The sequence below is a fragment of the Streptococcus sp. 2741 genome, assembly GCF_013276315.1.
GTDB classification, from domain to species: domain Bacteria; phylum Bacillota; class Bacilli; order Lactobacillales; family Streptococcaceae; genus Streptococcus; species Streptococcus pseudopneumoniae.
Genome location: NZ_VMKU01000072.1, coordinates 18,988 through 30,644 on the forward strand (window position 1 = coordinate 18,988; position 11,657 = coordinate 30,644).

The following is an 11,657-nucleotide window of genomic DNA, read 5'->3' on the forward strand; positions in this document are numbered from 1 at the left end:
GTATCAGGACAAGGGTTGAATTTTAACCATGTCTATTTTGGTTATGATGAAAATCGACCTGTCTTAAAGGATATTACTTTCTCCATTTTCAAGGGGCAAAAAATTGCTTTTGTTGGACCATCTGGATCAGGAAAATCAACGATTGTGCGTTTGTTAGAGCGGTTTTATAAACCGCTTTCAGGAGATATTCTAATGGAGCAATCAAGTATATATGATTTTAACTTAAAAGAATGGAGAAGTAAAATCGCTTGGGTTTCACAAAATAATGCAGTCTTATCTGGCAGTATTCGTGACAATCTTTGTCTCGGTTTGAATCGCTTAGTAACTGATGATGAATTGATGAAAGTGCTAGACTTAGTATCACTAGGTGATGAGATTCGCTCCATGAAAGAGGGACTAGATACTGAGGTTGGTGAACGCGGACGACTCTTGTCAGGGGGACAAAGCCAAAGACTTCAAATAGCTAGAGCCTACTTAAAAGATGCTGAAATTCTTATATTTGATGAAGCCACTGCTAATCTTGATGCGGATTCTGAGTATGCGATTATCAGTAGCCTCTATTCTGTACTAAAGGAGAAGACAGTTGTGATTATAGCGCATCGTTTGTCAACGGTAAAAGATGTGGATTGTATTTTCTTCTTAGAGGAGGGGAAAATCACTGGCTCAGGAACTCATAAGGAACTACTGGAAAATCATGAGCGTTATGCTCGTTTTGTGCAGGAGCAAATGATAGAGTGAAGGTGTCTTTTGAGATTCACCATTTTATAGTCTATTAAAGGGAGCAGGAAAAACTCCCTTTTTATATAGTTTGAAACTATAGCTAGCTCTTGAAAAGAAGAAAATGAGTTGATGAAAATAAGTGGTACAATAGTTACTATAGATTTGGAGGTATTGTATGAGCAAGGAATTACACATTAACACAATTTTGGCCCAGGCGGGCATTAAGTCAGATGAAGCGACAGGTGCATTGGTGACACCGCTCCATTTTTCAACGACCTATCAGCATCCAGAGTTTGGTCGATCTACTGGGTTTGACTATACGCGCACTAAAAATCCAACTCGTAGTAAGGCTGAGGAAGTCTTGGCGGCTATTGAGTCAGCAGACTATGCCCTAGCGACTAGCTCAGGGATGTCAGCTATTGTACTGGCCTTTAGCGTCTTTCCAGTAGGAAGTAAGGTCTTGGCAGTGCGTGATCTTTACGGTGGTTCTTTTCGCTGGTTTAACCAAGTGGAGCAGGAAGGTCGTTTCCATTTTACCTATGCCAATACAGAAGAAGAGTTGATTGCCGAGTTAGAAAAGGATGTGGATGTTCTCTATATCGAAACCCCAACCAATCCCTTAATGTTGGAATTTGATATCGAAAAACTAGCAAAATTGGCTCATGCTAAGGGTGCCAAAGTGGTGGTGGACAATACCTTCTATAGCCCTATCTACCAACGTCCGATTGAAGATGGAGCAGATATGGTTCTCCATTCAGCAACCAAGTATCTAGCAGGCCACAATGATGTCTTGGCTGGAGTGGTTGTAACCAATAGTTTAGAACTATACGAGAAGCTCTTTTACAATCTCAATACGACAGGGGCAGTCTTGTCTCCATTTGACAGCTACCAGTTGCTTCGTGGTCTCAAGACCTTGTCTCTTCGTATGGAGCGCTCAACAGCCAATGCCCAAGAAGTGGTTGCCTTTTTGAAGGATTCTCCAGTAGTTAAGGAAGTTCTCTACACTGGTCGTGGGGGCATGATTTCCTTTAAAGTAGCCGATGAAACGCGCATTCCACATATTTTGAACAGTCTTAAGGTCTTCTCTTTTGCGGAAAGTTTGGGTGGTGTAGAAAGTCTTATTACTTATCCAACGACACAAACCCACGCTGATATTCCAGCAGAAGTGCGCCATTCTTACGGTTTGACAGATGACCTCTTGCGCTTGTCGATTGGGATTGAGGATGCTAGAGATTTGATTGCAGATTTGCGCCAAGCCTTGGAAGGATAAGATAAAGATGGGAAAATATGATTTTACAAGCCTGCCCAATCGTTTAGGGCATCATACCTATAAATGGAAAGAAACAGAAACGGATAGTGAAGTTCTACCAGCTTGGATAGCAGATATGGACTTTGTAGTCTTGCCTGAAATCCGCCAAGCTGTGCAGACTTACGCTGATCAATTGGTCTATGGCTATACCTATGCCAGTGAAGAGTTAATTAAGGAAGTTCAAAAGTGGGAAGCCACACAACACGGTTATCACTTTGACAAAGAGGCTCTTGTCTTTATCGAGGGCGTTGTACCTGCCATCTCAACAGCTATTCAAGCTTTCACAAAAGAAGGCGAAGCGGTTTTGATTAACACGCCTGTCTATCCACCTTTTGCTCGCAGTGTCAAGTTGAACAACCGCAGATTGATTACCAATTCTTTGGTGGAAAAGGATGGTCTGTTTGAGATTGACTTTGACCAACTTGAAAAGGATTTGGTGGAAGAGGAGGTTAAACTCTATATTCTTTGCAACCCTCACAATCCTGGTGGACGTGTTTGGGAAAAAGAAGTGTTGGAGAAGATTGGCCAACTCTGCCAAAAACACGGTGTTTTGTTAGTTTCAGATGAGATTCACCAAGATTTGACCCTCTTTGGTCACAAACACCAGTCTTTCAATACCATCAATCCTGCCTTCAAAAATTTTGCTATCGTCTTGAGCAGTGCCACTAAAACATTTAATATTGCTGGGACAAAAAATTCCTATGCAGTCATTGAAAATCCTAAGTTGAGACTGGCTTTCCAGAAACGCCTGTTGGCCAATAATCAGCATGAAATTTCAGGCTTGGGTTATTTGGCGACAGAAGCTGCCTATCGATACGGTAAAGATTGGCTAGAGGAACTCAAGCAAGTCTTTGAAGATCACATCAATTATGTGGTGGATCTATTTGGAAAAGAGACTAAAATCAAGGTCATGAAACCGCAAGGTACCTACTTGATTTGGCTTGACTTTTCAGCCTATGACCTGACTGATGAAACATTGCAAGAGTTGTTGAGAAATGAAGCCAAGGTTATCCTTAACCGTGGTTTGGATTTTGGAGAGGAAGGAAGTCTCCATGCCCGCATCAATATAGCCATGCCCAAATCTCTGTTGCAAGAAGTCTGTCAGCGGATTGTGGCTACTTTTGCCAAACGTTAAAAATCCATCCTTCTAGGAGAAAAGTCTTCCTAGAAGGCTATTTTCATAGGCGAAAATATGGTATAATAAACAGATAAGGTAAAGGTGAAAATATGGCTAAATTGATTCCGGGGAAAGTTCGTATCGAAGGTGTTGCCCTTTATGAAACTGGTAAGGTTGATATCATCAAGGAAAAGAACAATCGGCTCTATGCTCGCGTTGCAGAAGAAGAACTGCGCTATAGTTTAGAGGATGATTTGGTTTTTTGTGCCTGTGATTTTTTTCAAAAGAGGGGCTACTGTGTGCATTTGGCAGCGCTAGAGCATTTTCTGAAAAATGATGAGCGTGGTCAGGAAATCTTGTGGAGTCTGGAAGAAGGTCATGAAGAAAAAGAGGCCGTTGAAACCAAGGTGACCTTGGGTGGCAAGTTTTTGGATCGAATTTTATCTCCAAAATCAGAATGCGCCTATGAGTTATCAGCTGTGGGTCAGGTGGAAGCAGGAACCAATCATATCTTGTGGACTCTGAGAATCGGCCAAATCAATAGCCAAAAATACTATGTCATTCGGGATATTCCACTTTTTTTAAGGATTGTCGAGCAGAGAAAGTCGTATATGATTGGCAAGATTTATGAGGAGTCTCTTTCTTGGGAAGCTTTTGATGAGGCCAGCCAAGAACTTTTGACTTTCTTGCACGGACTAACGGAGGAAGGGCTGGTTCCAGACCTCTTTTTCCAAAACCAAGGTCGGCACCTCTTTTTCCCTCTGACCTTTTTTGAGCAGGGTGTGAATTTACTGATGGCCTTGCCCCATTTTCAATTTGACCATCAAGTGGATAGCTACCAAACCCTGCTTTTTCAGGATATGCATGCTGATGCCAATCTATTTGCCTTTACAGTAACAGAATACTCGGACTATTTTGAAATGGAAATCAGTGAGAGTCCTAGGGTCAATGTCTTTTATCAGGGAGCAGTACTTTTCCATAAAGGTCAGGTTTATTTTTTAACAGACCAGCAGATGCGTCTTCTCAAGGAAATTAAAGTGTTACCTGTGGGTCAACAAGGAAAGAAATACCTGCAATTTGATAGCAGTGATCGAGACAAATTGGCCTCCTGTCTGACTCTTTTTATCCAGATGGGTACCGTTTCAGCTCCAGAACGTCTACAAATCAAAACTTTTGCGCCCTCTTTTTACTTTGACAGGGAAGAAGATAATCGGATTCGTTTAGAAATTCAGTTTGATTATGGAAATAGACAGGTATCTAGCCGACAAGAGCTAGAAGAATTACCATTTTCAAGTGACACGGACTTAGAAGAAAGAATTTTCCAAGTCTGTTTGGCTGCGGGCTTTGAAGCAGATTTTCAATCTTGGCGTCAGGCCTTAAAAGCAGAGTCTGTCTATCATTTCTTCCATGAAATCATTCCAGTCTTTGAAAAACTTGGAAATGTTGATTTATCAGACAAGTTAGAAGAGTTTTATAGTCTAGCAAGCCCTCAAGTGCAGATTACTTCCAAGGGAGGTCTCTTGGAAATTCAATTTGATTTTCAAGATATAGCCCAAGAGGAAATTGACCAAGCTATGCAGGCCTTGGTTGATAATCGAGATTTTTATATTGATTCGTCTAATAAAGTCTACTTTTTCGATGAAGAAACCAAGAAAATTCGTCAAAATCTACAGGAGCTGGGGCAATTTGAATTAAAAGATGGCTCCTTGCAGGCTCGGAAATCCTTGGCTTATAGTTTAGCTCATCTCTTTGAAGGACGTGACCGTGTTTCTTTTTCACAAGAATTCCAGAATCTGGCTCACGATTTGACGCATCCAGAGGACTTCCCTAGACAAGCAACTCAGGTTCAGGCTGACTTACGAGATTATCAGGAAAAGGGAATCAGCTGGCTACAGATGCTCCATCACTATGGTTTTGGTGGGATTTTGGCTGACGATATGGGACTTGGTAAAACCCTGCAGACCATTGCTTTTTTGACCAGTCAAGTGACAAAAGAAAGTCGAGTCTTGATTTTAGCACCGTCAGGTTTGATTTACAACTGGGCAGATGAGTTTCAGAAATTTGCCCCACAGTTGGATGTGGCTGTTGTTCATGGTTTGAAAGCTAGTCGTGAGGAGATTCTTGCTGAAAGCCATCAAATCTATGTGACGAGCTATGCTACCTTCCGTCAGGACAGTGAGCTTTATCAGGGGATGGCCTTTGACTTCCTTTTCTTAGATGAGGCTCAGGTCATGAAGAACGCCCAGACCAAGATTGCCCAGACCTTGAGACAGTTTGTGGTGCCGTCAGTTTTTGCTCTGTCAGGGACACCGATTGAAAACCATCTAGGTGAGCTGTGGTCTATTTTCCAAATCGTCATGCCAGGACTTTTGCCAAGCAAGAAAGAATTTATGAAATTGCCAGCTGAACGCGTGGCTCAGTTTATCAAGCCTTTCGTGATGAGGCGCAAGAAAGAAGAAGTTCTGACCGAATTGCCAGACTTAATAGAAGTAGTTTATAAGAATGAACTGGAAGACCAGCAAAAGGCTATCTACCTAGCCCAGTTGCAACAGATGAGAGATAGATTGGCTCAAGTATCAGATCAGGAATTTCAGCGAAGTCGTGTGGAAATCTTGTCTGGTCTGATGCGCTTGCGCCAAATCTGTGACACCCCTGCCCTCTTTATGGAGGATTATCAGGGAGCTAGTGGCAAACTGGATAGTCTCCGAGACCTGCTGGTACAGGTGGTAGACGGTGGACACCGTGTCTTGATTTTCTCTCAGTTCAAGGGAATGTTGGAGAAAATAGAACAAGAACTGCCAGACTTGGGCATGACTTCCTTTAAAATTACAGGTTCAACTCCAGCCAAGGAAAGACAAGACATGACCAAGGCCTTTAACCAAGGGGAAAGAGATGCCTTTCTGATTTCCCTCAAGGCTGGTGGTGTCGGTCTGAACCTGACAGGTGCTGATACAGTGATTTTGGTTGACCTTTGGTGGAATCCTGCGGTGGAAGCGCAAGCTATTGGCCGTGCCCATCGGATGGGTCAGGAAGAAACGGTTGAGGTCTATCGCTTGGTGACCAGGGGAACCATTGAAGAAAAAATTCAGGAACTCCAAGAACAAAAGAAACATCTGGTGTCACAAGTATTGGATGGAACAGAGTCACGTGGCAGTCTCAGCCTAGCAGAAATTAGAGAAATTTTGGGAATTTCTGAAGCCAGCACTTGAAAAATCAAGACAATACGCTATAATGAAGTGTTGAAAGGAAATAGAAAATGAAACAAGAACGATTTCCATTGGTGTCAGATGACGAGGTCATGCTGACTGAGATGCCAGTCATGAACTTGTACGATGAGTCTGATCTGATCAGTAATATCAAGGGTGAGTATCGAGATAAAAATTATTTAGAATGGTCTCCTATTACTGAAGAGGCGCCAGTAAAACCGATTGAAAAGCAAGTCGAGAAACCTAAAAAAGCTCCTTTAGGGGTAAAAAAAGAAGGAAAGAGCTATGCGGAGGTGGCGCGTGAAGAAGCGCGTGCAGACTTGAAAAAGAAACGCTCTGCTAACTATCTAACTCAGGATTTCAGCCGTGCGAGACGTCATTTTAAATCAGGCCTTGTTAGACAGGGCAGTCAACCGACAGCGCCTTTCCAAAAGGAAAATCCTGGTGAATTTGTCAAATATAGCCAAAAATTGACCCAGTCTCATTATATCTTGGCGGAAGAAGTTCATTCTATCCCTACCAAGAATGAAGAAGTGTCAGCACCTGCTCCAAAGAAAAACAACTATGATTTTCTAAAGAAGAGCCAAATCTACAATAAAAAAAGTAAACAAACAGAACAAGAACGTCGGGTTGCCCAAGAGTTGAATCTGACCAGAATGACAGAATAGGGGAGAAAACATGCCAAAGACATATCATTTTATCGGAATTAAGGGATCAGGGATGAGTGCCTTGGCCTTGATGTTGCACCAAATGGGGCATAAGGTACAGGGATCAGATGTTGAGAAGTACTACTTTACTCAACGTGGTCTTGAGCAGGCAGGAATTACTATTCTTCCTTTTGATGAAAAGAATCTAGACGGTGATATGGAAATTATCGCTGGAAATGCCTTTCGTCCAGATAACAACGTCGAAATTGCCTATGCAGACCAAAATGGTATCAGCTACAAACGTTACCATGAGTTCCTAGGTAGCTTTATGCGTGACTTTGTTAGCATGGGAGTAGCAGGAGCGCATGGAAAAACTTCAACGACAGGTATGTTGTCTCACGTCTTGTCTCACATCACAGACACCAGCTTCTTGATTGGAGATGGGACAGGTCGTGGTTCGGCCAATGCCAAATATTTTGTCTTTGAATCTGACGAATATGAGCGTCACTTTATGCCTTACCACCCAGAATACTCTATTATCACCAACATTGACTTTGACCATCCAGACTATTTCACAAGTCTAGAGGATGTTTTCAATGCTTTTAACGACTATGCTAAACAAATTACCAAGGGTCTTTTTGTCTATGGTGAAGATGCAGAATTGCGTAAAATTACGTCTGATGCACCAATTTATTATTATGGTTTTGAAGCAGAAGGTAATGACTTTGTAGCTAGTGAGCTTCTTCGTTCTACGACTGGTTCAACCTTCACCGTTCATTTCCGTGGACAAGACTTGGGGCAATTCCACATCCCAACCTTTGGTCGTCACAATATCATGAATGCGACAACCGTTATTGGTCTTCTTTACACAGCAGGATTTGATTTGAACCTGGTGCGTGAGCACTTGAAAACATTTGCTGGTGTTAAGCGTCGTTTCACTGAGAAAATTGTCAATGATACAGTGATTATCGATGACTTTGCTCACCATCCAACAGAAATTATTGCGACCTTGGATGCGGCTCGTCAAAAATACCCAAGCAAGGAAATTGTAGCAGTCTTCCAACCGCATACCTTTACAAGAACCATTGCCTTGTTAGATGACTTTGCCCACGCTTTAAACCAAGCAGATGCTGTTTACCTAGCGCAAATTTATGGGTCAGCTCGTGAGGTAGACCATGGAGATGTCAAGGTAGAAGACCTAGCTAATAAAATCAACAAGAAACACCAAGTGATCACTGTTGAAAATGTTTCACCACTCCTTGACCATGACAATGCTGTCTATGTCTTTATGGGAGCAGGAGATATCCAAACCTATGAATATTCATTTGAACGACTCTTGTCTAACTTGACAAGCAATGTTCAATAGGTTATTCTCATGGAAATTCCAATTAAGATCATTCAGGCAAGTCAGTCTGATTTGGCTGAGATAGAGGCACTTCAAACTTCGTCTTTTCCGGCTGAAAAGCAGCAACCTTCCCATATCTTAGAAGAAAGTATCCGTAAGTGTGCGGATACCTTTCTTCTAGCTAGGGATGAAAACCAACTTTTAGGCTATATTCTATCAAGTCCCCAGTCAGACAATCCGCAATGTCTAAAAGTAGATTCTTTAGTCATTGAGTCTGACCATCAGAGACAAGGATTGGGAACACTTCTTCTTGCGGCTTTGAAAGAGGTGGCAGTTGAGCTGGATTACAAAGGGATTCGTTTGAAGAGTCCTGATGAGCTGCTTTCCTATTTTGAAATGAGCGGTTTTATTGATGAAGAAACTTCCCTTTATGAAACTAGCCAGGGTTTTAGTATGATTTGGTTTAATCCCTATTATCTGGAGGTACAATGAAGATCAGACAAGCAAGATTAGAAGATTTAGAACGTATCGTTGAGATTGAACTAGAAAATTTCTCGGTAGAAGAAGCTATTCCTCGATCTGTTTTTGAATCGCATTTGCGAGAAATTCAGACCTCTTTTCTGGTTGCGGAAAAAGTAGGTAGAATCATGGGGTACATAGAAGGGCCAGTTGGACCACACCGCCATCTGCAAGACCAGTCCTTTACAGAAGAAATAAAAGACTATAGTCATGAGCCTGGTGGTTATATCTCTGTGACCTGTCTTTCTATTGCCAAAGAAGCACAGGGCCTCGGACTTGGACAAAAATTACTAATAGCCTTGAAAGAAGTTGCTCTTGAAGATAAGAGAGATGGCATTAACCTAACCTGTCATGACTATCTCATCGCCTACTATGAAAAGCACGGATTTGTCAATGAAGGCTTGTCCCAGTCAACCTTTGCAGGGGAAACCTGGTATGATATGGTTTGGGAAACGAAAAAATAAGCTAGGAAAAGTATCATAGGTTGCTTTTCTTGGACTTTTAAGATATAATATTATGGATTGTCAACAAGGAGGAAAAACTTTTGAGTGAAAAGTCAAGAGAAGAAGAGAAATTAAGCTTTAAAGAGCAGATTCTGAGAGATTTAGAAAAAGTAAAAGGCTATGATGAAGTTCTGAAAGAAGATAAGGCAGTAGTTCGCACTCCTGCAAATGAACCTTCAGCTGAAGAACTCATGGCTGATTCCTTGTCAACGGTAGAGGAGATTATGAGAAAAGCTCCTACCGTGCCTACTCACCCAAGTCAAGATGTACCTTCTTCTCCAGCGGAAGAAAGTGGTTCAAGACCAGGACCAGGTCCAGGTCCTGTTAGACCTAAGAAATTTGAAAGAGAATACAATGAAACCCCAACAAGGGTAGCTGTTTCCTATAAGACGGCAGAGAAAAAAGCAGAACAAGCAGGTCCAGAAACACCTACGCCTGCTACAGAAACAGTGGATATCATCAGCGATACACCACGTCGTAGCCGTAGAGAAGGAGCAAAACCCGTTAAGTCTAAGAAAGAGAAGAAGTCACATGTGAAAGCTTTTGTGATTTCATTCCTTGTATTCCTTGCCTTGCTCTCAGCAGGTGGTTACTTTGGTTACCAGTACGTGCTAGATTCTTTGTTACCTATCGATGCTAATTCTAAGAAATATGTGACGGTTGGAATTCCAGAAGGTTCAAACGTTCAAGAAATCGGTACGACGCTTGAAAAAGCTGGTTTGGTAAAGCATGGTCTGATTTTTAGCTTTTATGCCAAGTATAAAAATTATACCGACTTGAAAGCGGGTTACTACAATTTGCAAAAGAGTATGAGTACAGAAGACTTACTCAAAGAGTTGCAAAAAGGTGGAACAGATGAACCGCAAGAACCTGTACTTGCGACTTTGACAATTCCAGAAGGTTATACCTTGGATCAGATTGCACAAGCTGTGGGTCAATTGGAAGGTGACTTCAAAGAGTCTTTGACAGCGGAGGCTTTCTTGGCAAAAGTTCAAGATGAGACGTTTATCAGTCAAGCAGTAGCCAAATATCCTACTTTATTGGAAAGTTTGCCTGCAAAAGATAGTGGTGCGCGTTATCGTTTGGAAGGATACCTTTTCCCAGCTACTTATTCTATCAAGGAAAGCACAACTGTTGAGAGCTTGATTGATGAGATGTTAGCTGCTATGGATAAGAACCTATCTCCTTACTATAGTACTATCAAATCTAAAAACTTGACTGTCAATGAGTTGTTGACCATTGCTTCCTTGGTCGAAAAAGAAGGTGCCAAGACAGAAGATCGTAAGCTCATTGCAGGTGTATTCTACAATCGTTTGAATCGTGATATGCCACTTCAAAGTAATATTGCAATCTTGTATGCCCAAGGAAAACTGGGGCAAAATATCAGCTTAGCTGAGGATGTTGCGATTGATACCAACATTGATTCACCTTATAATGTTTATAAAAATGTAGGTCTCATGCCTGGTCCAGTCGATAGTCCAAGTCTGGATGCGATTGAGTCAAGCATCAATCAAACTAAGAGCGATAACCTCTACTTTGTAGCAGATGTCACAGAAGGCAAGGTCTACTATGCTAATAATCAAGAAGACCACGATCGCAATGTCGCTGAACATGTCAACAGCAAATTAAACCAAACAAACTAAAATTATGTGATACTTCACATAATTTTCTTTAGAAAATATTATTAGAAGAAAGTTGAGAAAAATGGCAGAAAAAACATATCCTATGACCCTTGAGGAAAAGGAAAAACTTGAAAAAGAATTAGAAGAATTGAAATTGGTTCGTCGACCAGAAGTGGTAGAACGCATTAAGATTGCCCGTTCATACGGTGACCTTTCAGAAAACAGTGAGTACGAAGCAGCTAAGGATGAACAAGCCTTTGTCGAAGGACAAATCTCTAGCTTAGAAACAAAAATCCGCTATGCTGAAATCGTCAATAGCGACGCAGTTGCCCAGGACGAAGTAGCGATTGGTAAAACAGTCACCATCCAAGAAATTGGTGAGGACGAAGAAGAAGTTTATATTATCGTAGGTTCAGCGGGTGCGGATGCCTTTGCAGGTAAAGTTTCAAATGAAAGCCCAATTGGACAAGCCTTGATTGGCAAGAAAACAGGTGATACAGCAACCATTGAAACGCCTGTTGGTAGCTATGATGTAAAAATCTTGAAGGTTGAAAAAACAGCCTAAAAACAGAAAAAGGAGTGGGGAGGCGATGTACTTCACTCACTCCTTTTTCCATTTTGCTACTCTTCGAAAATCTCTTCAAACCACGTCAGCGTCGCCTTGCCGTA

At 41.7% G+C, this 11,657-nt stretch carries 10 protein-coding genes; all 10 read left to right on the top strand.

What is annotated here, in order from left to right; translation table 11 throughout:
• The first annotated feature begins 15 nt into the window (after nt 1–15).
• The 10 genes from HT671_RS11685 to greA all read left to right on the top strand — a co-directional run bounded on the left by HT671_RS11685 (nt 16) and on the right by greA (nt 11,553).
• Complete coding sequence (locus HT671_RS11685) at nt 16–738, top strand: ATP-binding cassette domain-containing protein (protein WP_025170631.1); 723 nt, start codon at nt 16–18, stop codon at nt 736–738.
• 157 nt (nt 739–895) lie between these two features.
• On the top strand, nt 896–1,990 hold the full coding sequence (locus tag HT671_RS07740) for a cystathionine gamma-synthase (protein WP_000031969.1): 1,095 nt from the start codon (nt 896–898) through the stop codon (nt 1,988–1,990).
• A gap of 7 nt (nt 1,991–1,997) precedes the next feature.
• On the top strand, nt 1,998–3,164 hold the full coding sequence (locus HT671_RS07745) for a MalY/PatB family protein (RefSeq protein WP_000521386.1): 1,167 nt from the start codon (nt 1,998–2,000) through the stop codon (nt 3,162–3,164).
• Nucleotides 3,165–3,256: 92 nt separating this feature from the next.
• The gene (locus HT671_RS07750) at nt 3,257–6,355 is read left to right on the top strand and encodes a DEAD/DEAH box helicase (protein ID WP_001096284.1); all 3,099 of its coding nucleotides are present in this window, start codon (nt 3,257–3,259) and stop codon (nt 6,353–6,355) included.
• A 47-nt stretch (nt 6,356–6,402) separates the two neighbouring features.
• Nucleotides 6,403–7,020: a cystathionine gamma-synthase gene (locus HT671_RS07755; RefSeq protein ID WP_138703117.1), complete on the top strand. Its 618-nt coding sequence runs from the start codon at nt 6,403–6,405 to the stop codon at nt 7,018–7,020.
• 10 nt (nt 7,021–7,030) lie between these two features.
• Nucleotides 7,031–8,365 (top strand): UDP-N-acetylmuramate--L-alanine ligase, encoded by a 1,335-nt coding sequence (gene murC, locus HT671_RS07760; protein ID WP_001127123.1) that lies wholly within the window; start codon nt 7,031–7,033, stop codon nt 8,363–8,365.
• Between the two features lie 9 nt (nt 8,366–8,374).
• Complete coding sequence (locus HT671_RS07765; protein WP_000405299.1) at nt 8,375–8,836, top strand: GNAT family N-acetyltransferase; 462 nt, start codon at nt 8,375–8,377, stop codon at nt 8,834–8,836.
• Entirely contained in the window at nt 8,833–9,327 is a 495-nt protein-coding gene (locus tag HT671_RS07770; protein WP_000702440.1) for a GNAT family N-acetyltransferase, read from the top strand. Before HT671_RS07765 ends, HT671_RS07770 begins: the two co-directional genes overlap by 4 nt.
• 80 nt (nt 9,328–9,407) lie before the next feature.
• Nucleotides 9,408–11,009 (top strand): endolytic transglycosylase MltG, encoded by a 1,602-nt coding sequence (mltG, locus tag HT671_RS07775; protein ID WP_001291668.1) that lies wholly within the window; start codon nt 9,408–9,410, stop codon nt 11,007–11,009.
• Between the two features lie 61 nt (nt 11,010–11,070).
• Complete coding sequence (greA, locus tag HT671_RS07780; RefSeq protein WP_000818760.1) at nt 11,071–11,553, top strand: transcription elongation factor GreA; 483 nt, start codon at nt 11,071–11,073, stop codon at nt 11,551–11,553.
• Nucleotides 11,554–11,657: the final 104 nt, after the last annotated feature.

What these genes read in the sequence shown, in the direction of transcription:
- HT671_RS07740 (WP_000031969.1), top strand. Translation starts at nt 896, where the DNA reads ATGAGCAAGGAATTACACATTAACACAATTTTGGCCCAGGCGGGCATT.
- HT671_RS07745 (WP_000521386.1), top strand. Translation starts at nt 1,998, where the DNA reads ATGGGAAAATATGATTTTACAAGCCTGCCCAATCGTTTAGGGCATCAT.
- HT671_RS07750 (WP_001096284.1), top strand. Translation starts at nt 3,257, where the DNA reads ATGGCTAAATTGATTCCGGGGAAAGTTCGTATCGAAGGTGTTGCCCTT.
- HT671_RS07755 (WP_138703117.1), top strand. Translation starts at nt 6,403, where the DNA reads ATGAAACAAGAACGATTTCCATTGGTGTCAGATGACGAGGTCATGCTG.
- murC (WP_001127123.1), top strand. Translation starts at nt 7,031, where the DNA reads ATGCCAAAGACATATCATTTTATCGGAATTAAGGGATCAGGGATGAGT.
- HT671_RS07765 (WP_000405299.1), top strand. Translation starts at nt 8,375, where the DNA reads ATGGAAATTCCAATTAAGATCATTCAGGCAAGTCAGTCTGATTTGGCT.
- HT671_RS07770 (WP_000702440.1), top strand. Translation starts at nt 8,833, where the DNA reads ATGAAGATCAGACAAGCAAGATTAGAAGATTTAGAACGTATCGTTGAG.
- greA (WP_000818760.1), top strand. Translation starts at nt 11,071, where the DNA reads ATGGCAGAAAAAACATATCCTATGACCCTTGAGGAAAAGGAAAAACTT.